Raw genomic sequence first — 23,844 nt, 5'->3', positions numbered from 1 at the left:
GGATGCATGATCCGGTCACGACGAGAGGGCAAGGGCATGGTCTTCCTCATAAGAATGGCTTTCTGGTTTTCGCTGGTGCTGCTGGCGCTGCCGCTGGCTGTCGGCCCCGATGAATCGGGCCGCGAAAGCGTCGGGCCGATCCAGGCCTTGTTTGCGGCACGCGAAGCGGTTGGCGATATCGCCGGCATTTGCGAACGCAAGCCCGATGTCTGCGAGACCGGCAAGTCGGCAATGCACACCATCACCGCCCGCGCCAAGGAGACCGCCAAGATCGCGGCAGCGATGATGGACGACAAGTCCGCCGCCGGCCCCGACACGTCGACGATGACCGGCAGCCTGCCCGAAGAAATCGTCTTGCCCGAGACCGTCAACCTGCCGCCTCAGAATTAAGCCGCTTCGACGGCGCACCGCGGGCTGTCTGCCCTCTCGACGCCCGCGGTGTCCTTGTTTTTTCCGTGACGCGGAGCCGCCGCGTGACTATATCCGGCATTATGACCACCACGATCCAGACGATCCGCGACGATTTTTCGTTCCTCGAGGAATGGGAAGACCGCTATCGCTATGTCATCGAACTCGGCGAGGCGCTGCCGCCATTTCCCGACGAGCAGCGCAGCGCCGCCAACAAGGTGCCGGGATGCGTCAGTCAGGTCTGGCTGACCACCGAACGCGGGGCTGGAGCCGACCCAGTCATCACCTTCACGGGCGATTCGGACGCTCACATCGTGCGTGGACTGGTTGCGATCATACTTGCGCTGTTTTCCGGCAGGACCGCCAGCGAAATCCAGCAGACCGATGCGGAAGCGACATTGAAAGAACTCGGCCTCGACGAACATCTGTCGCCGCAGCGCGCCAACGGCCTTCGCTCGATGGTCAAGCGCATCAAGCGCGACGCCGAGGCAGCGCTCAAGCAGACCGCCTGACACCTTCATACCGGATCCGCGCCTCGCGGCGCAAAAATCAAACGGCGCCCGAAGGCGCCGTTGATGTCGATCCGATCTGGCTTATTTTGACGCTATTCCCAAGGGAGAGCTCTATGCGCTTTCCCAGGAAAACCGTTTCACTTTTCCTTGAATTGCTCTGGCAGCGATTACCGCGCTTTGCGCTTGCGGCCGAGGCCCATCTTCTTGGCAAGCTGTGACCGGGCAGCCGCATAGTTGGGTGCAACCATCGGATAGGTCGGGTCAAGGTTCCACTTTTCGCGATACTGGTCCGGTGTCAGGTCATAGTGGGTCATCAAATGGCGCTTCAGCGACTTGAACTTCTTGCCGTCTTCAAGGCAGACGATGTAGTCGTCATGAACCGACCGCTTCGGGTTGACCGCCGGCTTCTGCTTGTCGGCAGGCGGCTGTTCGGCGGTTCCGCCCACACGCCCGAGCGCAGCATGGACATCGGATATCAGGTTCGGCAATTCGCCGACCGGCACGGGATTGTTACTGACATAGGCGGCCACCACATCGGCGGTCAATTCGATCAGCGCATCGCTGTTTCTGGAAGGTGTTTCGACAATATCCATGGTCTTCGGGCCCCAACAAGAGTTACATCGATCTGCGCCCTTTTTTACAAGCAGGGCATCGCACGAATTTTGTGCAGGTAGAGTTTCTACGATTCGTGTCGCGGGCACATCAATGAGCGCCCAGACCAAGTAAGTCAATTCGGCCCTTACACTATATTGAACGATATTGATCAATTATTCCGCGATCAGCTTCAATCTTTCGTGCATTGTGTAATTTATCGATATTTCGCGCGCTCGTCGGCAACGGCTGACGCAACGTCAGCTCACCGTTACATTCGCGGCATCTCACGAAATGGGTTTTAATGTTTGATTTTGTTTGGCTATCGCCGGGCAATATTGGTTGTTCGCATTCGTCCACAAAACCACAGGTTGCCGCGGTCATACGCAAGCAATCAGGCGACATGCCTGTCATCCGGCGGATCGGCTGATTGCTGCCGGATCAATCAATGCGGCGTGATGTATTTACCATACGCCCAGCCGGTGACGAATTTGCCGTTCTGGGCCGGATCATGCCAGACTTCGCACCAGCGAAAACGAATCTTTTGTTCCTGCTTCCATGCCGGCTGGTTGGCGATGTCGAGCAGGTTTATTCCGCCGGTGCATCGCCCGGTCATCTGCAGAACGGTCCCGTTCGGATATGCCGCCTGCTTCTGGGATGCGCCCGAAGGGTATTTGCGCACATTGAGCGTGTCGCCGAACGGCACATTGGCCACTTGCCAAGCCGCGAATACGGTCGCATGAGACTGGCCGGCAAAGGCCAGAGTTAGTGAAGCAACGGCGAAAGCCGCAGCAGTCCGAGGCCAAATAGTCATCATCTCTCCTCCCGGCTCATCTCCTGGAGCCGACACAACCCATACGCTGTGGCTCTTGAACCTGCCCTGAGCGGCGTGTTCATTCGCCGTTCAAGATATTTCTCCATTTGAGATGGTCCATTCAAGATACTGGCCTATTCAAGATACTGGCCTATTCAAGATACTGGCCCGTTCAAGATACTGCAAAGCGAGACGCAATGACCAAGACATCCATATTTCCGATCGTCAGCCCGCCAACGCCCGAGAAGCGGCCGGTTTCCGACACGCATCACGGCATCACGCGAACCGACGACTATGCCTGGCTGCGGGCCGGCAACTGGCAGGAGATGTTCCGCGACCCCTCATTGCTCGATGCGGGAATCCGCGCAGAACTCGAGGCGGAGAATGCCTACCAGTCGAAGCTGATGGCCGACACGGTCGAACTGCAGAAGCAGCTTTTCAAGGAGATGAAGGGCCGTATCAAGGAAGACGATTCTTCCGTGCCGATGAAGGACGGACCCTATGCCTATGGCTCGTCCTTCAAGCTTGGTGGCGAGCAGCCGCGCTATTTCCGTATGCCGCGCGACGGCGGTGCCGAGCATATCCTGCTCGATGGTGACGCAGAGGCCGCGGGCAAGGCCTATTTCCGTCTTGGCGGCGTCGACCATTCGGCCGACCACGCAAGGCTGCTGTGGGCATTCGACGACAAGGGCTCCGAATTCTACACGCTTCGCGTGCGTGACCTTGCCGACGGCAGGGAACTTGCGGACCAGATCCCCGACACCGGCGGTTCAGGTGTCTGGAACGCCGCCAATGACGGCTTCTTCTATACACGTCTCGACCCCAACCACCGCCCATCAAAGGTGCTGTTCCATGCGCTTGGCGACAGCCCGCAAAGCGACCGGCTGATCTATGAGGAAACCGATCCCGGCTTCTTCATGAATGTCGACGGCACCCGCAACAACGAGTGGATCATGATCGGCATCAACGACCACGAAACCTCGGAATACCGCCTGATGCGCGCCGACGATCCGTTTGCCGAACCGAAACTGGTGTCGCCGCGCGAGATTGGCCTGCAGTACGAGCTGGAAGAAGGCGGCGATATCTTCTTCATCCTGACCAATGCCGACGGCGCCAAGGACTTCAAGATCATGACGGCACCAGCGGGCGATCCCGTGCGCGCCAACTGGCAGGAACTGGTGCCGCACGAGCCCGGCCGGCTGATCCTGTCGGTGATCGGCTTCAGAGACCACATGGTCCGGCTCGAACGCAAGGAAGGCCTGCCGCGCATCGTCGTGCACGACCGCACCAGCGGCGAGGAGCATCTTTTGTCCCTCGACGAGGAGGCTTTCTCGCTCGGCCTGTCGGGTTCCTATGAGTACGACACCGAGATCATGCGCTTTTCCTATTCGTCGATGACGACGCCTGCGCAGGTGTTCGACTATAATATGCGTACCCGCGAGCGGGTGCTGCTGAAGACCCAGGAAGTGCCATCCGGCCATGATGCGGACCACTATGTCACGCGGCGCCTGATGGCGCCGGCCAGCGATGGCGAACTGGTGCCGATCTCGCTTTTGCACCATCGCGACACGCCGCTGGACGGATCCGCACCTTGCCTGCTTTACGGCTACGGCTCCTATGGCATCACCGTGCCGGCCGCCTTCAACACCAACTGGTTCTCGCTGGTCGACCGGGGCTTTGTCTTCGCCATCGCTCACGTTCGCGGCGGCAAGGACAAGGGCTATGGCTGGTACGATGACGGCAAGCGGGAGAACAAGATGAACACGTTCACCGATTTCATCGCCGTCGCGCGCCATCTGGTGACGGAGCGTTACACGGCGCATGACCGTATCGTCGCCCAGGGCGGTTCGGCCGGCGGCATGCTGATGGGTGCCGTCGCCAACATGGCGCCGCATTGTTTTGGCGGCATCGTCGCAGAGGTTCCCTTCGTCGATGTGCTCACCACCATGCTCGATGAGACCCTGCCGCTGACGCCGCCGGAATGGCCCGAATGGGGCAACCCGATCGCGTCCGCCGACGATTACCGGACCATTGCCGCCTACTCGCCCTATGACAATGTCGCTGATCACGACTATCCGCCGATCCTGGCGCTGGCCGGTCTCACCGATCCGCGCGTCACCTATTGGGAACCGGCCAAATGGGTGGCCCGGCTGCGCGACCGCAAGAGCGGGGACAATCCGGTTCTGTTCAAGATCAACATGGATTCCGGCCATGCCGGTGCCTCCGGCCGGTTTTCGCGGCTGGAGGAGATCGCCTACACCTATTCCTTCGCGCTGAAGGTGATGGGTAAGGCGCAGCCTACGGGAGAAATCGACCGATGATCGATCTCGCTACACTGATTGCTTATGTCGCGGTTGTGCTCGGCTTCGTCTTCATCCCCGGCCCGGCCACGCTCCTTACCATAGCGCGGGCAACGAGTTCCGGAACCAAGGTTGGCATCGCGACCGGCGCCGGGATCGCTGTCGGCGACATCTTTCACACCGTCATGGCCATGATCGGCATATCGGCGATCATCGCCGCATCGGCGACGCTGTTCAGCGTCATAAAGTACATCGGCGCGGCCTACCTGGTTTATCTCGGCATTCGCGCGATCATGGAGAAAACACCAGGCGGCCCGGCTGCCGGCGCGCTTGCGATCTCTGCCGGGAAGGCGTTTCGACAGGCTGTCCTGACCGAAGTGCTCAACCCCAAGACCGCTCTGTTCTTCCTTGCCTTCCTGCCTCAGTTCGTGCGGCCTGAAAACGGGACGGTGATGCTTCAGATGACCGTGTTGGGGGCCATCTTCGTCGTACTGGGCCTTTTCAGCACGGTCGTCTTTGCCGTGAGCGCTGGCCGGCTCGGCACGTTCCTGCGCCGAAATCCGTCGGTGTTACGTTGGCAGGGCAAAGTTGTCGGCGGCATCTACTGCGCTTTGGGCGTCCGTCTGGCGCTGCAGCAACGCTGACTCCAGACGATGATCGACGCGCCTTCCGAAGAGGCTGCGTGATCAGGGTTTTTTAAGTTCCCGTTGCTCATTTTCACTCGCAATTGCGATGACCGCGCGCTACCCAGTGCGCGGTTTTTCCCGGCCCGACAGCCTCCAATCGCGTAAAGGTCCATTATGCTGCTCGTCGACGTCTATCTCGACAAATCGCCTATCCAGGGAATCGGCGTCTTTGCCAAGAACCACATTCCTCGCGGCACTCTGATCTGGAAGCTGGACCCAAGGTTCGATCGGCTCATCGAGGTCGAGACTTATGAACGTGCGGCCGGTCCGGTGAAGAGCTATCTCGATCGCTACTCCTATCCCGACCGCCGCGATCCGAACTACATCGTCTTCGAAGCCGACGACGCGCGCTACATGAACCATGCCGACGAGCCGAACTGCGACGTCTCCTCACCGGAGGAGAGCTTTGCGCTGCGCGACATCGCGCCTGGCGAAGAGCTGACCTGCAACTACAACCATTTCTTCGAGACGGGTTTCGATTTTCTCGGCGACCGCCACCTGTCCGAAGACTCGGTCTAGTTTGCCGTCTTCTTGCGGGCCGGATAGCCGTTTGGATGCGCCGGTATCGCCTTCAGATAGGCGGCGATGGCCGCACGGTCCTGCGGCGTCAGTTCGGCCATGTTCCGTTGGACATCGACCATGGCGCCGCCGACCGAATCGAAATCGGGCGTGAAGCCGGTTTCGAGATAGTTGGCGATATCGGCCTCCGACCAGTCGGCGAGACCGCCCTCGCCCGATGTGATGTTCGGCACGATGCCATTGCCTTCGGCGGCCACGGCGCCCGCCATCCACTCGTTCTTCTTCGTGCCGCCCGCAGGATCGCGCGGCGTGTGGCATTCGCCGCAATGGCCCGGACCCTCGACCAGGTAGCGGCCTGCCATCACCGGATCAGGCGTGCCTTCGGGGAAGGCAACAACCGGCTGATCGCTGAGATAGAGCAATTTCCACAGGCCGATGCCGCGGCGGATATTGAAGGGGAAATCGCGCGAATTGCCCGCTGCCTTGCCGGCGACGGCCGGCAACGTCTTCAAGAAGGCATAGAGATCGCCAATGTCAGCCGGATTCATGCGCGCGTAGGATGCGTAGGGAAACGCCGGATAGAAATGCTCACCAGACGGCGACACGCCCTTCAGCATGGCATTGGCGAGGTCCTCGACAGACCATGCGCCGATACCGTCCCTGGGATCTTGCGAAATGTTGGGCGGCACGAAGGTTCCGAACGGCGTCTTGAGTTCAAGGCCACCCACGAGTTGAAGCCGGGCGTCGCCCTGTGAGCCCGGCTTTGCATGGCAGGATGTGCAACCGCCGGCATAAAAGATGCGCTTGCCCCTGGCTGCGTCACCAGGACCGAGCTTGGCCAGGGTTTCCCTGTCGAGCCTCACCGGCGCCGACAGGACCCACCCGGCAACCGCGCCGACGCCGCCCAGAATGACGACGGCGCCGACAAGTTTCTTCAGCCATGCCATGGCTGGTGATCAGCCCTTCTTGATTCTGTAGCCTTGATGGCAGGTGCCGCAATCCGAGCCGATAGCGCCGACTTGCGCCTTCAGCGCGTCGGCATCGGCGGGAGCCGCAGCGACCGCGGCCTTCACGTCTGCGAGATATTTGTCCTCGGCTGCGTTGAAGCCAGCCATGTCTTGCCAGATCTTCGGCGAGGCCGTGGTGTCGCCGGTGTCGCTGCCGGCCGGAAACAGCGCATCGGCATCAAATTTTTCCGCATTCGCCTGCAACGCCTGAAGTTGCGTCAGCACAGCCGCGGCATCAAAGGGCTCCTCGCCCTTGACAACTTTCGACAGGCCGCCGACGATCTTTCCACGTTCCTTCATCAGTGCCTGCCGGTCGAGGACCGGGTCGGCAAAAGCCGCCGAGGCCGCGAGTGCGAGCATAGAGATGGCGATAACAAGCTTTCTCATTCAATTGGCTCCATGATGAAGGCATTTCGGGACAGGACGTTAACGGATGCCGCAGGAGGAAAATTCCCTCCCCGGACGACTTTTGCCAGATCTTTGCTTTTTATGGGACACTGAAAAAGAAAAGCCCCGGGTGATACCGGGGCTTCCTGGAAATCGATCACTTCGCCTTTTCGTACAATTCAAGGACATGGTCCCAGTTGATCAGGCTGTCGACGAACGCCTCGAGATATTTCGGCCGGGCGTTGCGATAGTCGATGTAATAGGAATGCTCCCAGACATCGACGCCGAGGATCGGCGACGCGCCATGGACGAGCGGGTTCTCGCCGTTCGGCGTCTTCGAGATCGCCAGCTCGCCATCCTTGACGGAAACCCAGGCCCAGCCGGAACCGAACTGGGTCGTGCCGGCGGCAATGAAGTCGGCCTTGAACTTGTCATAGCCACCGAGATCGCTATCAACTGCCTTCTGCAAGGCGCCCGGCAGCTTGTTGCCGCCGCCGCCTTTCTTCATCCACTTCCAGAAATGGATATGGTTGTAGTGCTGGGCGGCATTGTTGAAGAGGCCGGCATTCTTGCCGAACGACTGCTTGACCACCTCTTCGACCGACAGATCACCCAAGCCTGCCTCGGCGGCGAGCTTGTTTCCGTTATCGACATACGCCTTGTGGTGCTTGTCGTGGTGATATTCCAGCGTCTCTTTCGACATGTAAGGCTGCAGGGCCTCATAGTCGTAAGGCAGAGCGGGCAATTCAAAGGCCATGGATAGTACTCCCTCGTGGAAAAATCCGGTGTCGATACCGGAGTAAGATAGGTCTGGAATGGATTGGGACAACTCCGGATGAAGCGTCGGTCGCCTTTTTATCCGCTCAAGCAGCGGAAGTCGAATGCGCCCAATCCCAATAGAGTTCGCGCGCCTTTTTGGCCACCGGCCCGGGTTGCAGATTGCGATCCTCGATACGCGTGACCGGCACGACCTTGGAATGGTTCCCGGTCGAAAAAATTTCGTCCGCTTCGAGGAAATCGCGCACCGACAGCGTCTTTTCCGTGGTCTTGAACCCATACTCGCCAAGCAGCGTTATCGTGCGCGAGCGGGTGATGCCGGACAGGAAGGTGCCGTTCGGCGCCGGTGTAAAGACATGACCGTCCTTGACCAGGAAGATGTTCGAGGTCCCGGTCTCGGCAACGTTGCCCAGCATGTCGAGCACCATTGCGTTGTCGAAGCCGCGCATCTTGGCTTCGAGAATGGCCCGACCGTTGTTGGGGTAAAGGCAGCCGGCCTTGGCGTTGGTCGGCATGGTTTCGATGGTCGGACGCCGGAACGGCGACACGGTCACCGAAAAGCCAGTCGCCGGAATCATCGGCGATTCATAGAGGCAAAGGCAAAAGCGGGTAGACGCCGGATCGGCCGGGACGCCCATATAGCCGCCATGCTCGGCCCAGTACATCGGCCTGATATAGACCGCCGTCTTGCCGTCGAACTTCTTCAACCCGTCCCATGTCAGCCCGACGATCTTGTCGGCGCTCATGTTCGGCTTCAGGCCGAGTGCGATCGCCGAAGAATTCACCCTGGCGGCATGGAGGTCGAGATCCGGCGCCACGCCTTCGAACCAGCGGCCACCGTCGAACACGCTGGTGCCGAGCCACATGGCGTGGCTGCGCGGCCCCAGAATGGCGACGTTGCCCTCGTGCCAATCACCATCGACGAAAGTCCATGTCGCGGATTGCGCCGCAGCCGCCAGTGTCATCGTGTGGTCCCGCCTCAATCGGTCTCGTGTGACGGCCATTGGAAGATGCTTTGGCGGGCGCCGTCAACCGGCATCATGGAGTTTTGTTGAGGCCAGTGCCGGGGCGCAATGCAATCAAAGCTTGCACCTTGTCGCACCTGCCCTCAAAACTGTTGTCATGCAATACGCCGCCTATGTCTTCGACGCCTATGGCACACTGTTCGACGTGCATGCCGCCGTGCGTCGTCATGCCGACCGGATCGGGCCGGACGGCCAATTGTTGTCCGAGATCTGGCGCGCCAAGCAGCTCGAATATTCCTGGGTGCGCACGCTGATGGGCGCCTATGCCGATTTCTGGCAACTGACCGAACAGGCGCTCGATTTCGCCTTGCGCAAAGTTCCCTCGGCTGACCCCGGTCTCAAGGCGATATTGCTGGATGCCTACTGGCGGCTGGATTGCTATCCGGAAGTGCCGGCCGTGCTCAAGGCGCTCAAGGCTTCGGGAGCGAGGCTGGCGATCCTGTCCAACGGCTCGCCCGAAATGCTGCAGGCGGCGGTCAAGTCCGCCGCGCTCGACCAGGTTCTGGATGACATCTATTCCGTCGATAGGGTGCGGCGCTTCAAGACCGACCCGGCGGTCTACGATATGGTCGCCACCGGCTGGCGCCTCTACCCCGGCGCGGTTTCCTTCCAGTCCTCCAATCGCTGGGACATTGCAGGCGCCACCAAATTCGGTTTTCGCACGGTGTGGATCAACCGCTCCAACCAGCCCGAAGAATACCGGGATTTCCCACCGGCCCTTATCCTGCCGTCGCTCGAAGCCCTTGTGCCCGGCAGCTAGGAAACCTGTGTCTCTGGCGCCACAGTAGCAGCCTGGTCACAGCTTCGCCTTTGTTTGCCCACGTTCGGGCCAGAATCGGAACCGCCTATCGTCCCAGGTGTTGTCAGGCACCCGCGCAACTGTCGGCGAATTCACGTTTTGTTGCGATTTGAGACTTAAAGAAGGCAACCATGTCCATTACCGAAATCGAATCTTTTCGCCTGAGCCGTCGCGGCTTTCTCAACGCCGCAGCCCTGGGCGCCGCTTCGATCGCGGTTTCCGCATGCGCTACCACCGGGCCGGGTCCGGTCGAGCCGCCGCCACCAACCTATGTCGAGCCGCCTCTGGCCGATTATGTGACGATGTACGCCGCTGTCAGCGACGGCGGCTTCGACTTGCCGGCCATCCCCGTCGACAAGATCGATCCGCAGTTCCTGCGTCAGATCGTTCCCGACCCGACGGGACAGAAGCCGGGAACCATAGTCGTCGATACCACCGGCCACTTCCTTTATCTGGTTCGCCCAGGCGGTCAGGCGATACGCTACGGTGTCGGCCTTGGCCGCGCCGGCTTCGAATGGTCTGGCGACGCCGTCGTTCAGTGGAAGCAGAAATGGCCGAAGTGGACGCCGCCGGATGAAATGATCGCCCGTCAGCCGGAATTGAAGCCCTATAGCGCCGACAATGGCGGCATGCCCGGCGGCCTGAAGAACCCGCTCGGCGCACGCGCGCTCTATCTGTTCCAGGGCAATGTCGACACGCTCTATCGTCTGCACGGCTCGCCGGAGTGGCGGTCGATCGGCAAGTCGGTCTCGTCAGGCTGCGTGCGTCTGATGAACCAGGACATTATCGACCTCTATGATCGCGTGCCCTCGAAGACTCCGGTCGTCGTGACCAGCGACGCCAGCCAACCCATGGTGGCGACGGCCAACCGACAGGCGATCCCGATCGACGCCGGCGTGCCGGACGGATCGGTGCTGCTTGGACCGGTCAAGGCGATCACCAATTCGATCTTCTGATCTGCGGGGGCGTGACGAGGTTTGCCCCTGAGGAGCTTTAGCTGTTCCTCAGCGGGCGCCAATGTAGCAACCTTCATGGACCATGCAGAGATTGCCGTCGCGCCGTGCAGGACGTTCACACCCTGATCTCACTGGGGAGCGCACTTTAGGCGAACGGGCTCACTTCAGTCCCAGATGCAAGGACAGTCGATTTGCAGCTCCTCGAAGGTGCTTTTCCGCAGCTTTGCGAGCCTCTTGTGGATTCCCCTCCGCGATCGCATTGAATATGGCGATATGCTCTTCCTGAACTTGGGAGAGTAGGGCATTTCGCAGCGAACTGGCGCGAGCCTTTCGGATAAAATTCCGTACATGCGACTCCAGAAAATTGGACATTTCCTTGAAATGCGGATTGCCGCAGGCATCGACGATTTCTCTGTGAAAGGCCATATCCTCCTCAACGCCGGCTTCATCGTTGTCGAACGCCCGCTGGATGGCATGCAATTGCATTTCAATCGCCGCAAGCTGCTTTGCGGAGCGCCGTTCGGCAGCCAAAGCTGTTGCAGCCGATTCCACCGCCATCAGAAGCTCGATGATGTTTTCAACATCCAATGCATCGGTCAGATCAACACCGGCCAATCGAAACGCCATCTCCTTCGTCTCGATTACGAACGCCCCTAGACCCTGCCGGGTTGCAACGAGTCCGTCGCGTTTGAGGATGCCGATTGCTTCCCTGACGATCGGCCGGCTCACACCATATTTTTCCGATAGCTCGTGCTCCGTTGGCAGCTTGTCGCCCTTGGCGTGTGCGCCCGAAGTGATGTCACTCCTGATCCTCGAGGCTACGGAATCGGCAAGTGAAGGTCCTCGTCTAACCTTTTCATCATAAACCATACGGTGCTCCAACCATCGTCGCTTTCGGACGGCACATCTAAGCCGTTGTGGCTCTGTTGTACCCACGCTGCCGCGAATTTTCTTTTGTCAGAATAGCAGATTTAACTTGTCAGGCAACCTGGCAATATGGTTCATTGGCAACTGCGGGCATGCGGTACCAACGCCTTGCTGCTGCGCGAACGCTGGGATGTCGTGTCGGCATCGGTCCGAAGCGTGAGAACGCTCAGTCGCTGAGGTGACCGGTCGGGTCTTCGCAAGAACGGATAGAGAAACGGGAGGAAGCGCATGAATATTTTTGATGATCCGCAACGGTTACGCCGGCTTGCACAAGAGGCTACCGAATACACCGATTTCAATCGCCGGACTCTTCTGAAGAGTGTGGGCGGTCTGATCGGCGGTGCGGCGCTTGCAAGCACATCGATACTTGCCAGCGCCGAGGAAATAACGCCGCCCGCTGCCGGCAAGAAGGTGCGCATTGGCGTCCCGCTGACCTACGGGCCGTTCAATCAGCCGTGGCGCCGTGGCTGCTGGCAGATCGTCAAGGCGGTGCTCGATGCCGGAGGCGAGGTCGTCACGATTCGCGGCGAGCCGACAAAGCCAAGCGAACAGTCCGCCGAGCGGGCGCTGCTCGACCGCGGGATCGACGCGCTTGTGATGGGGATCTACTCGCAAGAATCCGAAACCGCCTATATTGCGGACGAGGCGCACAAGAGAGGCATCAAGACGGTCGGCTTCACCATTCCGGTCAAGAATTCACCGGCCGTCATGGACGATGTCTGGGGAACTGCGACCACGCTCGGCTACTTCGTTCAGAACTATACCGGCCGCCAGGGCACCTTCGCCCAGACCGCGGAACAGCGTGGTTATTTCACGCCGTTCGACATGGAAGTGGACATGTTCGAACTCATGTGCCGCTACGAGCCGCGCATGAAGGTGCTGCCCTTCATCGACGGCGGTCAGGGCACGACCGATGAGATTTCGGTCGGCCGTAAGAACATGCTGTCGCTTTTGCAGGCCCATCCGGAGCCTGGTTCGCTTGCGGCCTTCATCTCGTGGTGGTGGCCATTCACGCTCGGCGCGGCGCAGGCGCTGAAACAGATGAACAGGGCCGACGTTCCGCTGTTCAATCACTACCTGTCGACCCAGTTCCTTGAAGCCTGGGCGGCCAAGCAGGTGCCGGTGGTCTTCAGCTGCGACTCGCCCTTCCCTGAAATCGGCCGCAAGACCGGCGAACTCGCGGTTAAGCTCGCGCGAGGCGAGGACGTGCCAAATATCGTCTACCGCATCCCCGTGATCACCAAGACGCCGGATCAGGCGAGCGAGGCCCTCGCCGAACTCAAAAGCTGGGACGAGCAGGCAATCGCCCTGCTGAAACAGTACGGCGGCTAGACGCGAACTGGCATACGGCGAGCAGAGCGTTGCCGCCGTATGCCCCGCTTTCAGCAGAACGCGACTCGTGCCGAAGGGTGCCGGGATCCAATCCATTTGGTGACGGCAATCGCGTGGCACTGGACCGTACCCTTGCATCTGATCAACGAACGACTGGAACCTAAAAAGTGACGCATGTGGAGCAGGAAAGCCTTGCCAAGGCGAACACAGCCAAGGGTACTGCCGTCAACGCAGTGCCAGCGGGAAGACGCGAATCCGCCGTCATGCGGTTTCTCAGGCAATGGGGAACAATCATCGTCCTGGTCGTGGCCGCCGTTGGATTTTCCATAGCCTCGCCCTACTTCGCCACCGCTTCCAACTTGAACAACATCCTCTTTTCGATGATCGTCAGTGCGTTGGTCTCTATGGGATTGACCTGGGTCGTGATCGCGGGGAGCTTTGACCTTTCGATCGGTCTCACAGTGACGACGTCATCAATCCTCGTCGCCTTTCTGATCCCTATCACCGGCCCTTGGCTTGCAATCGTGTTTGCTCTGCTTGCCGCATGCCTGATCGGTGTGGTGAACGGACTTCTGGTGACCTATGGACGGCTATCGGGCATTGTCGTCACGCTTGGCGTGATGTTCGTGCTCGATGGGATCAACGTTTTTATCACGGGCGGTTATCAGGTCCCTGTTAGCTACGACGAAACCGCATTCCTTTATCTCGGCCAGGGTAAGCTCGGAATCGTCGGCGTGCCCGTAATCATCCTGGTAGCGGTGTTCATCGTAGCCCTCATCGCCGCAGCGCGGACACGGATCGGCCACTACATCGCGGCGGTCGGCGACAATCCGATGGCGGCGTTCTACTCCGGGATCAACGTTTATCGATGGGTCATCCTCGCATTCGTGCTTTCGGCATTGATGTCGGGGATTGCGGGCGTGATCGTGACCGCTATCTCATCCTCGGCGCAACCGGTCGGTGGCGAGGGCTACCTCCTCGAGGCCTTCGCCGCGGTGTTCCTTGGCGCAACCGTGCTCGGAAAGGGCAAGCCACATCTGTTTGGCACTCTCGTTGGCGTCTTTTTCCTGTATATGGTGGATTCCGGGATGAATATGGTCGGCTTCCCCTTTGCCGCCCGCCACATCTTCCAGGGACTGGTGCTCATCGTCGCGGTTGGAGCAAATGCGCTTCTCAACCGTGAAGAAGTCCATCTCAAGTTTATCTGAGGTGACGGCGATGAACGCGACACCACTGGTTGAACTGAGGAATCTCGAAAAGGAGTTCGCCGGCACCAAAGCGTTGAAGGGCGTAAGCCTTAGCTTTCTGCGCGGCGAGGTGCACGGCCTGCTTGGTGAAAACGGAGCGGGCAAGTCGACCCTCATCAAAATCTTGACGGGTGTCTATGCCCCGAGCGCCGGTGAGATTTTCCTTGAAGGGTCACCGGTCAGGGTTTCCAGCCCGCCGGAAGCCCATCGGCTGGGCCTCGGAGCGGTCTATCAGGACGCAGAACTGGTATCCAGCTTCACGGTTGGGCAAAATATCCTTCTCGGCAATGAGCCTGGGAGGATCGGTATAAGCGACCGGGCGATCCATGACGAAGCTGCGGAGATTCTGTCGCAAATGGGCATCGAGCTCGACGTGCGGCGGCTTGCCGGCGCACTGTCCGCAGCCGAGATGCAACTCGTCACCTTGGCGACCTTGTTCCATCGGCGCTACAAACTGATCGTTCTTGATGAGCCGACAGCTCGCCTTTCGGCAGCGGAATCGGAAGTCCTTTTTCGGATCGTCGATGGCTTCAAAGCGCAAGGGATAGCCATCGTTTACATCTCCCATCGGCTTCGAGAGGTCCAGCAGATCTGCGACCGCGCCACGATCCTTCGAGGGGGACTTGTTTCCGGAACCCTTAATCGTGGCGAGGTCACCGAAGACCGCGTTACTGAACTCATGGTGGACCGCAGCCGCTCTGAGCTTGCGACCTACAATGATGGCAATAGCGTCCGTCCAGAAGTCCTGGTTGAGGTTGCTGGCCTCGGCACGGCGCAGTTGGCGCCCCTCAGCTTCAAGATACAAGCCGGAGAGGTGCTGGGCTTCACCGGTCCCGTTGGCGGCGGGATGGAAGATGTCGCACGGGCGCTTGGCGGCATCAGCCGGCATTCCGGCACGGCAAAGGTGCGGGGCAAAGCGGTCAATCTGGCCACCCCGATCGCTGCACGTCGTTCAGGCATCGCGCTGATCCCCGAGGACCGGCGCAAACAAGCCCTTTTTCCCGCACTCTCGGCTGCCGAAAACATCTGCCTGCCGGTCCTGCATTCGCTGCAACATTTTTTGATGATCCGGCCCGGCACCATGAAAAGATATGCAGAAGCCGTGCTGGACCAGCTTGCGGTGCGCCCACGCGCTTCCTCCACGCAGGTGCGCTTCTTCTCCGGTGGCAATCAACAGAAGCTGGTCATCGGCAAATGGATGAGTGCGAAAGCCACCGTCTATATCATCGTGGAGCCGACCAACGGCGTCGATGTCGGTGCGATCAAGGAAATCTACGATATCATACTGCAACTTGCCCGCGATGGCGCCGCAGTCCTGCTCATTTCGTCGTCCCTGAACGAAATGCTCGCGCTCGCCGATCGGATCATGGTCATTCATGACGGCAACTGCGTCGCGGAGGCACCGAAAAAGAGCTGGACATATGACGACCTTCTGGCCGTCACCCTGAGCGGCAAGTCGCGACACACGGCGTCGCCGCCGCACGTCACCCGTTCAACAGAAGAGGAAAGCAGATGAGCACGGATATCAGGCTCTACATGTTCCAGACTGGGCAGATTCGACAGAAGGAGGTCGATATCAAGCTTGGCTACAGCCAGGACGAGTTCTTCACCCCAATCCCCTGGTACCTAATCGTCCATCCCAAGGGAAACATCGTTATCGACGGCGGCACAGCGGTTGAAGCAGCGCGTGATCCGGTTGGCTGGTGGGGCGACACCACCAAGAAATACTATCCTATCATGGATCCCGAAGAGGGCTGCGTGAACCAACTCGGCAAGATCGGAATGAAGCCCGACGATATCAAGTTCGTGCTGCATTCGCATTTGCATCTCGATCACTCCGGCGCCTGCGGCAATTTCCCAAAAGCCCGCCATCTTGTGCAGCGGCGGGAGATTGCATGGGCGTTCGCCGCCGACTGGTTCATGCAAGGCGGCTATATCAAGAAGGATCTGACCAAGGATGGCATCAACTGGGACGTGATGGAGGGCGAGGACCAGTATGATGTCTTCGGCGATGGCAGCGTGCAGACTTTCCTGTCTCCGGGACACACCCCCGGCCACCAGTCCATCATGGTACGGCTGCCCAACACCGGTTCGATCCTTCTCGCAATCGACGCCGCTTACACGATGGATCACTGGGAAGAGAAATGCCTGCCCGGCGCGCTGACGTCCGCGCAGGAAGCCGCTGCTTCCGTCAGAAGGCTGCGGCGCATCGCCGAGAAAGAAAACGCGATTGTCGTGCCAGGCCACGACATGGAAACCTGGAAGAAGTTCAAGAAAGCTCCGGCGGAATACTATGACTAGGTTCCGCTGAAATATGCGGCCGGCTGAAGATCGCCGGCCGCACCGCTAAAAACCAAAATGGTCCTTCAAAATCAGTTGCGCGCGCGGACCGCCTCAACAAGGCGGCGCGGTACGCGTGGCGGGTTGCACGAGAGTATTTACCAGATGCACAAGGCTGCTCTCGATCAAATCCAGCAGCGCTGGAACGAGGCCTCCGCGCCATGGGATAAGAAATTGCTCTCCCAGATTTATACGCAGGACGCTCTTTTTTTCGGTCTACTGCCTAGGTTGTACGTCGGACGATCTGAAATAGAGGAGTATTTTGGAAGCTATCAACTCATACTAGAAAAAGTGAATTTAACGCTTGTCGACCAGAATACGAGATCGTTGAGTCGAGGTCTGTTCGCGGCGCAAGGGTTTGGCGATATCATTAATTACTATCGTGACGGCTCTGTCGTAAAAAATAGGGTCAGGACTTCGTTCGTTGTTTCAAGAATCAATGGTGACTGGCAGATTTATCTGCACCATTTCTCTGAGCTGATCCGGGATAAATAAAGTCTGCGGACAGTGGCGAGGCTCGCCAGGAACCGCGCTGAGCAACGGGTGTTCTACTCGCGCGACGGGTGGCGCATAGCTGCCGCTCCTTACCTGCCCCTCGACAGACTCCCCAATATCCCGCGCACGATTGCCCGGCCGACCGACGAGCCAACCGAGCGCACCACCGACTTGATCGCCGCCTCGGCCACCGTCTGGCGGTTGGACGGGCGCGGTGCAGATGTGCGCCTGCCACCGGATTGCGGCGCGGGATCGTCATTGCCGAAGCCCGGAATGGTCCAGCGCGAGCCGCCGCTGCCGGCCTGCTGGGCCTGCTCTTCGGCATCCTGCGCGTCCTTGGCCTTTTTTTGCAGCATTTCGAAAGCCGACTCGCGATCGACGGCCTGATCGTACTGGCCGGCGACCGGGCTTTCCTGGATCAGCTTTTGTCGCTCGGCTGCCGTTATCGGTCCAAGGCGCGACGACGGCGGGCGGATCAGGGTCCGCTGCACCATGGACGGGACACCCTTGGCCTCCAGCGTCGAGACCAGCGCTTCGCCCGTGGCAAGCTGGGTAATGGCGGTCATGCAGTCGAAATCGGGATTTGGCCGGAACGTTTCGGCCGCCGTCCTCACCGCCTGCTGCTCACGCGGCGTATAGGCGCGCAGCGCGTGCTGGACGCGATTGCCGAGCTGGGCCAGGACTTTTTCAGGGATATCCAACGGGTTCTGCGTGACGAAATAGACGCCGACGCCCTTCGAGCGGATCAGTCGGACCACTTGTTCGACGCGATCGATCAGCACCTTGGGTGCTTCGTCGAACAGAAGATGCGCCTCGTCGAAAAAAAACACCAGCTTCGGCTTGTCGGGGTCGCCGACTTCCGGCAGCACCTCGAACAGTTCCGACATCAGCCATAGCAGGAAGGTCGCGTAGAGCCGCGGATTCATCATCAGCTTGTCGGCGGCAAGCACGCTGATGGCGCCGCGTCCGTCGCGGGTGGTGCGCATGATATCGGCGATACGCAGTGCCGGTTCGCCGAAGAAATTTGCGGCTCCCTGTTGCTCCAGGACCAGCAGCGTGCGCTGGATCGCCCCGACCGATGGCTTCGTCACGTTGCCGTAGCGCGAGCCGATCTCGTCGGCACGCTCGGCGATGTTGGCCAAGAGCGCCTGCAGGTCCTTCATGTCGAGCAGCAGCAGACCTTCCTCGTCAGCCAGGCGGAAGGCGATGTTCATGATGCCTTCCTGCGCCTCGGTCAGGTTCATCAGGCGCGACAGCAACAACGGCCCCATTTCCGAGACCGTGGCGCGGATCGGATGACCCTGTTCGCCGAACAAGTCCCAGAAGATGACGGGGAATTCCTGGAAGTTATAAGGATCGAGCTTGACCTGTTCGGCCCGCTTGACGAGGAAATCCTGTGCCGTGCCCATCATCGCGATGCCCGACAGATCCCCCTTGATGTCGGCGCAGAACACAGGCACGCCGGCGTTGGAAAATCCTTCGGCCAGGATCTGCAAGGTGACGGTTTTGCCGGTACCGGTGGCGCCGGTCACCAGGCCGTGACGATTCCCATATCGTAGCAACAGTTGCTCGGCACGCTGATAGCTGTCGTCGGGCTTGCGGCTGGCGCCGATGAAAATACTGGTGTCGTCAGCCATATGTCCGGTCTCCGCAAACTGATGTGTCTAAAGCCAGTGGCCTTGCCGCAGGTATAGTGAGGCCATTGCACAGCGACAATGCCATTCGTCCAAATCGGGGCCATTCGTCCAAATCCGGGCCATTCGTCCAAATCCGGGCCATTCGCCCAAATCCGGGCCATTCGCCCAAATCGCCCCATTCGTTCAAATCGGGTTTTTGGAGCTTGCGGATTTTGCCGCTGTTTGGCAATCGTCGTCCACGCGGATTGACCTATATCTGATGGATCGAATCCGGTCTCTGGAAGCGCATTGCATTGCGATATCGGACCAGGGACCGTAGACTGCACCGCTCCCGGCCGGTGCGGCCGCATGAAACGAGGAGGACGGATGGGCGCCGGAGCCTTGATCCAGGACGTGGAACCCGAAAACATCGAGCGTCAGCGATGGCTCGCCTTGGCGGAAAAGGCTTTGGCAGGCGCTTCCTTCGAGGAAAGGCTGGTCTCGCACAGCGACGACAACATCCGTATCGAACCGCTCTACGACCGCAGCACCGCGGCGGAACCGATCGTACGCGCAAACCCGAAATCGCCATGGATCGTCAGCCAGCGGGTCGACGATCCCGACACCAACCGCGCCAAAAGCCAAGCGCTGGAGGATGTGGCACAGGGTGCCACGGGATTGTCGCTGGTCTTCGAGGGGGCGCCGAACGCGTTCGGCTACGGCTTGCCGAGAACAGCGGAGGCGCTGGAGGCGGTGCTTGACGGCATACCGCTCAACCGCATCCAGGTTCGCATCGACGCCCATCCCTGGAGCCGCGCCGTGGCCGACTGGCTGGTCGCTTTCCTGAGCAAGCGGCGGTCGGACCCGGCAAAACTCAACCTCTCCTTCGGCATCGATCCAGCAGCGATCTTCGCGGGAACCGGTCGGCTGCGCATGTCGATCGAGGCGCTGCGGGCCTCCATGCCGCAGTCGCTGGCGCATTTCTTCGCGATGGGCGTTCCGGGCGTGCTGCTGGAAGCTGACGGGCGCGTGTTCCACAATGCCGGCGCCACGGAAGCGCAGGAACTTGGCATCATGCTGGCTTCGGCTGTCTCCTACCTCAGAATGTTCGAGACGGCGCGGCAGCCGCTTGTCTATGCCGCACCTCATATCGGTTTTGCACTCAGCGTCGACCAGGACCAATTGCTGTCGATAGCCAAGATGCGGGCGCTGCGCAGGCTCTGGGCGCGGGTGCAGGAGGCTTGTTCGATCCCGACATCCACGGCCAGTATCCATGCCGAGACGTCGTTTCGCATGATGACGGCGATGGACCCGGAGACCAACATCCTGCGCACCACCATTGCATGCTTTGCCGCGGCGTGCGGCGGCGCCGATTCGATCTCCATCCTGCCGCACACGATCGCGCACGGTCTGCCGGCGGGTTTTGCCCGTCGTGTTGCCCGCAACACGCAGCTGATCATGGCCAATGAAAGCCATATCGATCATGTCACCGATCCCGCCTATGGTTCCGGCGCTGTGGAAGCGCTGACCGCGGAATTGTGCGAACTGGCCTGGGCGGAGTTGCAGACGATCGAAGCCGAGGGCGGTGTCCTGTCCAGCCTTCAGGACGGACACATCCAGAAGCGCGTCCACGCAGCGGCGGAGCAGCGCAATGCAGCCTACCGCACAGGTGAACGGGCCATCATCGGCACCACGCTCTATCCATCGAAGGACGAACGTCCGGTCGAGACGCTGGCGGCGGAACGGCGACCGGCCTTCACCGAAGGCGTTGCCGTCTGCGAGCCGCTGTTTCCAGTCCGCATCGACCAATCGATCGGAGCCGGCTCTTGATCCCGGACTTCGGCCAGATCGGCTGGGTCCTGCCACGCCGCACGCCTGTCGAGGTCAAAGGCCAGCGGACCACGCCGGAAGGGCTCATTGCCAAGCATCTGTACAATCAAAGCGATCTCAAGGGGCTGCCGCATCTCGACACCTATCCCGGCCTGCCGCCCTTCGTGCGCGGCCCCTACCCGACCATGTATGTCCAGCAGCCCTGGACGATCCGGCAATATGCCGGTTTCTCGACCGCCGAAGATTCCAACGCCTTTTACCGGCGCAACCTTGCCGCCGGCCAGAAGGGGCTGTCGGTCGCCTTCGATCTCGCCACGCATCGCGGCTATGACAGCGACCACCCGCGCGTTGCCGGCGATGTTGGCATGGCGGGCGTTGCCATCGATTCCATCCTCGACATGCGGCAGCTCTTCGACGGCATTCCGCTCGACGAGATGACGGTATCGATGACGATGAATGGCGCGGTGCTGCCGATCATGGCGCTTTACATCGTCGCCGCGGAAGAACAGGGCGTTGCACAGAGGGATCTCGCCGGGACCATTCAGAACGACATTTTGAAGGAGTTCATGGTCCGCAACACCTACATCTATCCGCCAAAGCCTTCGATGCGGATCGTGTCGGACATCTTCTCATACACATCGAAGAACATGCCGAAGTTCAATTCGATATCGATCTCCGGCTATCACATGCAGGAGGCCGGCGCGACGGCCGACCTTGAGCTCGCCTACACGATCGCCGATGGCATCGAATATGCCCGCGCCGGCGTCGCGGCGGGCCTCGACATCGACCGCTTTGCGCCTCGCCTGTCCTTCTTCTGGGCCATCGGCATGAATTTCTTCATGGAAGTCGCCAAGCTGCGGGCCGCGCGCCTGTTGTGGGCGACCCTGATGCAGAAGAATTTTTCGCCCAAGGACGAGCGCTCGCTGTCGCTGCGCACCCATTGCCAGACTTCTGGCTGGTCGCTGACAGCGCAGGATCCCTACAACAACATCGTCCGCACCATGATCGAGGCGATGGCGGCAACGCAGGGCCACACCCAGTCGCTGCACACCAATTCCTTCGACGAGGCGATGGCGCTGCCGACCGACCACTCGGCGCGGATCGCCCGCAACACCCAGCTCATCCTCCAAAAGGAATCCGGCACCACGCGCATCATCGACCCGTGGGGCGGTTCGGCCTATCTCGAACGGCTGACGCATGATCTGGCGGCGCGCGCTCTTGCCCATATCGAGGAGGTCGAGGCGCTCGGCGGCATGGCGGCGGCGACCGAACAGGGCATTCCCAAGCTGCGCATCGAGGAAGCCGCCGCGCGCACGCAGGCGCGGATCGATTCCGGCGAGCAGATGCTGGTCGGCGTCAACGCCCATCGGCCCGAGACCGACATCGAGGTCGACGTGCTGAAGATCGACAATGCCGAGGTCCGGGCGCGGCAATTGTCGAAGCTGCAACGGCTGAAGGGCACGCGCGACGTCGCCGCCGTCGAAAGCGCGCTCGATGAGCTGACCCGTGCCGCGCAAGGCAATGAAAACCTGCTGGAATTCGCCATCCGAGCGGCGCGCGCCAATGCCACGGTCGGCGAGATTTCATTCGCGTTGGAAAGGGCGTTTGGGCGCCACGTCGCCACGGTACAGACCATTTCCGGGGTCTATCGCAAGGCGCTTGGCGATCATCCCGTGGTCGACGGTCTGCAGGACAAGCTTGACGCCTTCGAGAAGAAGATCGGCGGCAAGCCGCGCATCCTGGTCGCCAAGATGGGACAGGACGGCCACGACCGTGGCCAGAAGGTCATCGCCACGGCCTTCGCCGATCTCGGCTTCGACGTCACCGTCGGCGCGATGTTCCAGACACCGGAGGAGATCGCCAAGCTGGCGGTCGCACAGGACGTCCACATCGTCGGCGCCTCGTCGCTGGCGGCGGGACATCTGACGCTGATCCCCGAACTGCGCGACGCGCTGAAAAAGCTCGGCCGCGGCGACATGCTGATCGTCGCCGGCGGCGTCATCCCACCGCAAGACTATGACGCGGTGCGACAGGCCGGCGCTGCCGAGATCTTCCCGCCGGGAACTGTTATTCCGGAGGCGGCGGATCGGCTGCTGGACCGGCTGCTGGCGGTCCGCTAGGCTTGTTATAATATCTGTTGCAACTTCTCGCCGATCGAGTTATAATCGGCGTTGCAACAGGATATCTGTCATGAACACGACCATTCGCAAGATCGGCAATTCGGAAGGTGTGATCCTGCCCAAGGATCTGCTCGATCGTCTGAACATGAAGACAGGTGATCAGCTCCAGATCGTCGAAACGGACAAGGGCATTGCCCTTGAGCCGATGGACGACAGTTTCGAGCGGCAGATGGAAGCTGCTCGCAAGGTCATGGACAAATACAAGGTCGCGCTTCAGAAGCTCGCCGAATGAGCTGGGAGTTCCTTACCCGGCGTGCGGTTGAAGCGATGCATGCCGAGCAGTTGCGCAGGCATGGCGGTGCTCAAGGTTTGAGAGATGAAAATGCTCTCGAATCTGCGCTCGCGCGTGCCGAGAACAAGGCCAACTACGAAAACCCTTCGGTTGAAGACCTAGCAGCCGCCTATGTCTTCGGCATCGCAAGAAATCATGCCTTTGTCGACGGCAACAAGCGCACGGCCATAGTTGCAGCCGGTGCATTTTTGATCGTGAACGGCCATGTCCTGACAGCCGACAACGGCACGCTCTACGAATTCGTCATGGCCGTTGCTTCAGGCGAGATCGATGAAGCCGGAGCCGCGGCGTTCTTCCGCGACCATGTCGTCAAGATCGAGGATTAGCTCTCGGAAAGCTTGACGATTTCCCATTCCTTGCCGTTGACGCTGGCCAAGTCGCCGATCTTCTTGCCGAATAGGGCGACCGCCATCGGCGAAACATGCGAAATGCTACCCTTGGTGGGATCAGCCTCGTCTTCGCCGACAATTTTCCAGTGGACCTTCCTGCCGTCGTCGCCCTCGATCGTGACGCCCATGCCGAAGCGCACCACGTCGCTGCCCGGCTCCGGTACGGAGAGTTCGGCGCTTTCACGCCGGGCGGTCCAATAGCGCAGGTCGCGCGACACGACCGCGATGCGTTCGCGGTCGGCTTTGCGTTCGGCCTTCGCCAGGATGTCGCGCAGATCGGCGAGATTGTCCTCGATCTGCGCCAGGCCGCGTTCCGTCACCAGATTGCGATGGTGGCTGACCGGCCGTTCACCGACGCCGGCGATGGCGTTTTCGCTGTCTTCCTCGCGGGTGAAAGCTCTGCTCATTTCCTGAA

General features: G+C 60.3%; 25 protein-coding genes. 16 read left to right on the top strand and 9 right to left on the bottom strand.

The genetic code is table 11. The features are described from left to right. Positions 1 to 36 precede the first annotated feature (36 nt). Together AC0L3E_RS12125 and AC0L3E_RS12120 are read left to right on the top strand one after the other, a co-directional pair. A complete protein-coding gene (locus AC0L3E_RS12125; protein ID WP_027035810.1) occupies positions 37 to 390 on the top strand; it encodes a DUF5330 domain-containing protein in 354 nt (117 codons plus the stop codon). A gap of 101 nt (positions 391 to 491) precedes the next feature. Next, the gene (locus tag AC0L3E_RS12120) at positions 492 to 920 is read left to right on the top strand and encodes a SufE family protein (protein WP_127268169.1); all 429 of its coding nucleotides are present in this window, start codon (positions 492 to 494) and stop codon (positions 918 to 920) included. 167 nt (positions 921 to 1,087) lie between these two features. On the opposite strand, the gene AC0L3E_RS12115 is transcribed toward AC0L3E_RS12120, so the two are convergent. Continuing rightward, positions 1,088 to 1,513, bottom strand: a complete 426-nt coding sequence (locus AC0L3E_RS12115) for a Ros/MucR family transcriptional regulator (protein ID WP_013532660.1) — start codon at positions 1,511 to 1,513, stop codon at positions 1,088 to 1,090. Positions 1,514 to 1,956: 443 nt separating this feature from the next. Further along, on the bottom strand, positions 1,957 to 2,325 hold the full coding sequence (locus AC0L3E_RS12110) for an SH3 domain-containing protein (protein ID WP_127380100.1): 369 nt from the start codon (positions 2,323 to 2,325) through the stop codon (positions 1,957 to 1,959). 197 nt (positions 2,326 to 2,522) lie between these two features. Between AC0L3E_RS12110 and AC0L3E_RS12105 the strand changes: the two genes are divergently transcribed. The 3 genes from AC0L3E_RS12105 to AC0L3E_RS12095 all read left to right on the top strand — a co-directional run bounded on the left by AC0L3E_RS12105 (position 2,523) and on the right by AC0L3E_RS12095 (position 5,830). After that, on the top strand, positions 2,523 to 4,646 hold the full coding sequence (locus tag AC0L3E_RS12105) for a S9 family peptidase (RefSeq protein WP_128309526.1): 2,124 nt from the start codon (positions 2,523 to 2,525) through the stop codon (positions 4,644 to 4,646). Further along, positions 4,643 to 5,269 (top strand): LysE family translocator, encoded by a 627-nt coding sequence (locus AC0L3E_RS12100; protein ID WP_127269948.1) that lies wholly within the window; start codon positions 4,643 to 4,645, stop codon positions 5,267 to 5,269. The genes AC0L3E_RS12105 and AC0L3E_RS12100 overlap by 4 nt, the downstream gene beginning before the upstream one ends. Positions 5,270 to 5,425: 156 nt before the next feature. Further along, positions 5,426 to 5,830, top strand: a complete 405-nt coding sequence (locus AC0L3E_RS12095; protein WP_127321379.1) for an SET domain-containing protein — start codon at positions 5,426 to 5,428, stop codon at positions 5,828 to 5,830. Here the strand turns inward: AC0L3E_RS12095 and AC0L3E_RS12090 are convergent. The 4 genes from AC0L3E_RS12090 to AC0L3E_RS12075 form a co-directional block, all read right to left on the bottom strand. After that, positions 5,827 to 6,777 carry a cytochrome c gene (locus tag AC0L3E_RS12090; RefSeq protein WP_473604847.1) on the bottom strand — a complete coding sequence of 317 codons (951 nt, stop codon included), beginning with the start codon at positions 6,775 to 6,777 and terminating at the stop codon, positions 5,827 to 5,829. The genes AC0L3E_RS12095 and AC0L3E_RS12090 overlap by 4 nt on opposite strands. Before the next feature lie 9 nt (positions 6,778 to 6,786). After that, entirely contained in the window at positions 6,787 to 7,224 is a 438-nt protein-coding gene (locus AC0L3E_RS12085) for a c-type cytochrome (RefSeq protein WP_127269954.1), read from the bottom strand. Between the two features lie 157 nt (positions 7,225 to 7,381). Further along, entirely contained in the window at positions 7,382 to 7,981 is a 600-nt protein-coding gene (locus AC0L3E_RS12080; RefSeq protein ID WP_128307583.1) for a superoxide dismutase, read from the bottom strand. A 106-nt stretch (positions 7,982 to 8,087) separates the two neighbouring features. After that, entirely contained in the window at positions 8,088 to 8,966 is an 879-nt protein-coding gene (locus AC0L3E_RS12075) for a branched-chain amino acid aminotransferase (protein WP_127269956.1), read from the bottom strand. Positions 8,967 to 9,123: 157 nt separating this feature from the next. Between AC0L3E_RS12075 and AC0L3E_RS12070 the strand changes: the two genes are divergently transcribed. Both AC0L3E_RS12070 and AC0L3E_RS12065 read left to right on the top strand, forming a co-directional pair. Then, the gene (locus AC0L3E_RS12070) at positions 9,124 to 9,786 is read left to right on the top strand and encodes a haloacid dehalogenase type II (protein ID WP_027035819.1); all 663 of its coding nucleotides are present in this window, start codon (positions 9,124 to 9,126) and stop codon (positions 9,784 to 9,786) included. A gap of 170 nt (positions 9,787 to 9,956) precedes the next feature. Further along, positions 9,957 to 10,781 carry a L,D-transpeptidase gene (locus tag AC0L3E_RS12065; RefSeq protein WP_127269960.1) on the top strand — a complete coding sequence of 275 codons (825 nt, stop codon included), beginning with the start codon at positions 9,957 to 9,959 and terminating at the stop codon, positions 10,779 to 10,781. A gap of 159 nt (positions 10,782 to 10,940) precedes the next feature. On the opposite strand, the gene AC0L3E_RS12060 is transcribed toward AC0L3E_RS12065, so the two are convergent. Continuing rightward, the gene (locus tag AC0L3E_RS12060; RefSeq protein WP_127269962.1) at positions 10,941 to 11,651 is read right to left on the bottom strand and encodes a FadR/GntR family transcriptional regulator; all 711 of its coding nucleotides are present in this window, start codon (positions 11,649 to 11,651) and stop codon (positions 10,941 to 10,943) included. A 285-nt stretch (positions 11,652 to 11,936) separates the two neighbouring features. Here AC0L3E_RS12060 and AC0L3E_RS12055 point away from each other — a divergent pair, with 285 nt between their 5' ends. The 5 genes from AC0L3E_RS12055 to AC0L3E_RS12035 all read left to right on the top strand — a co-directional run bounded on the left by AC0L3E_RS12055 (position 11,937) and on the right by AC0L3E_RS12035 (position 17,122). Continuing rightward, complete coding sequence (locus AC0L3E_RS12055; RefSeq protein WP_473604846.1) at positions 11,937 to 13,040, top strand: sugar ABC transporter substrate-binding protein; 1,104 nt, start codon at positions 11,937 to 11,939, stop codon at positions 13,038 to 13,040. Between the two features lie 167 nt (positions 13,041 to 13,207). Further along, the gene (locus AC0L3E_RS12050; protein WP_245463626.1) at positions 13,208 to 14,248 is read left to right on the top strand and encodes an ABC transporter permease; all 1,041 of its coding nucleotides are present in this window, start codon (positions 13,208 to 13,210) and stop codon (positions 14,246 to 14,248) included. 10 nt (positions 14,249 to 14,258) lie between these two features. Further along, positions 14,259 to 15,803, top strand: a complete 1,545-nt coding sequence (locus AC0L3E_RS12045; RefSeq protein WP_473604845.1) for a sugar ABC transporter ATP-binding protein — start codon at positions 14,259 to 14,261, stop codon at positions 15,801 to 15,803. Next, a complete protein-coding gene (gene attM, locus AC0L3E_RS12040; protein ID WP_127268346.1) occupies positions 15,800 to 16,588 on the top strand; it encodes an AttM family quorum-quenching N-acyl homoserine lactonase in 789 nt (262 codons plus the stop codon). Before AC0L3E_RS12045 ends, attM begins: the two co-directional genes overlap by 4 nt. A gap of 57 nt (positions 16,589 to 16,645) precedes the next feature. Beyond that, positions 16,646 to 17,122 (top strand): YybH family protein, encoded by a 477-nt coding sequence (locus AC0L3E_RS12035; RefSeq protein WP_245469431.1) that lies wholly within the window; start codon positions 16,646 to 16,648, stop codon positions 17,120 to 17,122. An 89-nt stretch (positions 17,123 to 17,211) separates the two neighbouring features. Here AC0L3E_RS12035 and AC0L3E_RS12030 read toward each other — a convergent pair whose 3' ends face one another. Beyond that, positions 17,212 to 18,759, bottom strand: coding sequence for a helicase HerA-like C-terminal domain-containing protein (locus AC0L3E_RS12030; protein WP_127327181.1), 1,548 nt, complete (start codon positions 18,757 to 18,759; stop codon positions 17,212 to 17,214). A gap of 366 nt (positions 18,760 to 19,125) precedes the next feature. Here AC0L3E_RS12030 and AC0L3E_RS12025 point away from each other — a divergent pair, with 366 nt between their 5' ends. The 4 genes from AC0L3E_RS12025 (at position 19,126) to AC0L3E_RS12010 (ending at position 23,366) form a co-directional block, all read left to right on the top strand. Continuing rightward, on the top strand, positions 19,126 to 20,568 hold the full coding sequence (locus AC0L3E_RS12025) for a methylmalonyl-CoA mutase subunit beta (protein ID WP_473604844.1): 1,443 nt from the start codon (positions 19,126 to 19,128) through the stop codon (positions 20,566 to 20,568). Then, the gene (gene scpA / locus AC0L3E_RS12020; RefSeq protein WP_473604843.1) at positions 20,565 to 22,688 is read left to right on the top strand and encodes a methylmalonyl-CoA mutase; all 2,124 of its coding nucleotides are present in this window, start codon (positions 20,565 to 20,567) and stop codon (positions 22,686 to 22,688) included. The genes AC0L3E_RS12025 and scpA overlap by 4 nt, the downstream gene beginning before the upstream one ends. 70 nt (positions 22,689 to 22,758) lie before the next feature. Then, positions 22,759 to 22,980 (top strand): AbrB/MazE/SpoVT family DNA-binding domain-containing protein, encoded by a 222-nt coding sequence (locus AC0L3E_RS12015; protein WP_127269970.1) that lies wholly within the window; start codon positions 22,759 to 22,761, stop codon positions 22,978 to 22,980. Beyond that, entirely contained in the window at positions 22,977 to 23,366 is a 390-nt protein-coding gene (locus tag AC0L3E_RS12010; protein WP_127269972.1) for a type II toxin-antitoxin system death-on-curing family toxin, read from the top strand. The genes AC0L3E_RS12015 and AC0L3E_RS12010 overlap by 4 nt, the downstream gene beginning before the upstream one ends. Here AC0L3E_RS12010 and greA read toward each other — a convergent pair. Then, on the bottom strand, positions 23,363 to 23,836 hold the full coding sequence (gene greA, locus AC0L3E_RS12005) for a transcription elongation factor GreA (RefSeq protein WP_127319077.1): 474 nt from the start codon (positions 23,834 to 23,836) through the stop codon (positions 23,363 to 23,365). The genes AC0L3E_RS12010 and greA overlap by 4 nt on opposite strands. Positions 23,837 to 23,844 lie beyond the last annotated feature (8 nt).

The sequence above is a fragment of the Mesorhizobium sp. WSM4822 genome (genome assembly GCF_055811155.1).
The sequence above is the reverse complement of the archived record's forward strand: the minus strand, read 5'-3'. Positions and strand labels throughout refer to the sequence as shown.

What these genes read in the sequence shown, in the direction of transcription:
- AC0L3E_RS12125 (WP_027035810.1), top strand. Translation starts at nt 37, where the DNA reads ATGGTCTTCCTCATAAGAATGGCTTTCTGGTTTTCGCTGGTGCTGCTG.
- AC0L3E_RS12120 (WP_127268169.1), top strand. Translation starts at nt 492, where the DNA reads ATGACCACCACGATCCAGACGATCCGCGACGATTTTTCGTTCCTCGAG.
- AC0L3E_RS12115 (WP_013532660.1), bottom strand. Translation starts at nt 1,513, where the DNA reads ATGGATATTGTCGAAACACCTTCCAGAAACAGCGATGCGCTGATCGAA.
- AC0L3E_RS12110 (WP_127380100.1), bottom strand. Translation starts at nt 2,325, where the DNA reads ATGACTATTTGGCCTCGGACTGCTGCGGCTTTCGCCGTTGCTTCACTA.
- AC0L3E_RS12105 (WP_128309526.1), top strand. Translation starts at nt 2,523, where the DNA reads ATGACCAAGACATCCATATTTCCGATCGTCAGCCCGCCAACGCCCGAG.
- AC0L3E_RS12100 (WP_127269948.1), top strand. Translation starts at nt 4,643, where the DNA reads ATGATCGATCTCGCTACACTGATTGCTTATGTCGCGGTTGTGCTCGGC.
- AC0L3E_RS12095 (WP_127321379.1), top strand. Translation starts at nt 5,426, where the DNA reads ATGCTGCTCGTCGACGTCTATCTCGACAAATCGCCTATCCAGGGAATC.
- AC0L3E_RS12090 (WP_473604847.1), bottom strand. Translation starts at nt 6,777, where the DNA reads ATGGCATGGCTGAAGAAACTTGTCGGCGCCGTCGTCATTCTGGGCGGC.
- AC0L3E_RS12085 (WP_127269954.1), bottom strand. Translation starts at nt 7,224, where the DNA reads ATGAGAAAGCTTGTTATCGCCATCTCTATGCTCGCACTCGCGGCCTCG.
- AC0L3E_RS12080 (WP_128307583.1), bottom strand. Translation starts at nt 7,981, where the DNA reads ATGGCCTTTGAATTGCCCGCTCTGCCTTACGACTATGAGGCCCTGCAG.
- AC0L3E_RS12075 (WP_127269956.1), bottom strand. Translation starts at nt 8,966, where the DNA reads ATGACACTGGCGGCTGCGGCGCAATCCGCGACATGGACTTTCGTCGAT.
- AC0L3E_RS12070 (WP_027035819.1), top strand. Translation starts at nt 9,124, where the DNA reads ATGCAATACGCCGCCTATGTCTTCGACGCCTATGGCACACTGTTCGAC.
- AC0L3E_RS12065 (WP_127269960.1), top strand. Translation starts at nt 9,957, where the DNA reads ATGTCCATTACCGAAATCGAATCTTTTCGCCTGAGCCGTCGCGGCTTT.
- AC0L3E_RS12060 (WP_127269962.1), bottom strand. Translation starts at nt 11,651, where the DNA reads ATGGTTTATGATGAAAAGGTTAGACGAGGACCTTCACTTGCCGATTCC.
- AC0L3E_RS12055 (WP_473604846.1), top strand. Translation starts at nt 11,937, where the DNA reads ATGAATATTTTTGATGATCCGCAACGGTTACGCCGGCTTGCACAAGAG.
- AC0L3E_RS12045 (WP_473604845.1), top strand. Translation starts at nt 14,259, where the DNA reads ATGAACGCGACACCACTGGTTGAACTGAGGAATCTCGAAAAGGAGTTC.
- attM (WP_127268346.1), top strand. Translation starts at nt 15,800, where the DNA reads ATGAGCACGGATATCAGGCTCTACATGTTCCAGACTGGGCAGATTCGA.
- AC0L3E_RS12035 (WP_245469431.1), top strand. Translation starts at nt 16,646, where the DNA reads ATGGTCCTTCAAAATCAGTTGCGCGCGCGGACCGCCTCAACAAGGCGG.
- AC0L3E_RS12030 (WP_127327181.1), bottom strand. Translation starts at nt 18,759, where the DNA reads ATGGCTGACGACACCAGTATTTTCATCGGCGCCAGCCGCAAGCCCGAC.
- AC0L3E_RS12025 (WP_473604844.1), top strand. Translation starts at nt 19,126, where the DNA reads ATGGGCGCCGGAGCCTTGATCCAGGACGTGGAACCCGAAAACATCGAG.
- AC0L3E_RS12015 (WP_127269970.1), top strand. Translation starts at nt 22,759, where the DNA reads ATGAACACGACCATTCGCAAGATCGGCAATTCGGAAGGTGTGATCCTG.
- AC0L3E_RS12010 (WP_127269972.1), top strand. Translation starts at nt 22,977, where the DNA reads ATGAGCTGGGAGTTCCTTACCCGGCGTGCGGTTGAAGCGATGCATGCC.
- greA (WP_127319077.1), bottom strand. Translation starts at nt 23,836, where the DNA reads ATGAGCAGAGCTTTCACCCGCGAGGAAGACAGCGAAAACGCCATCGCC.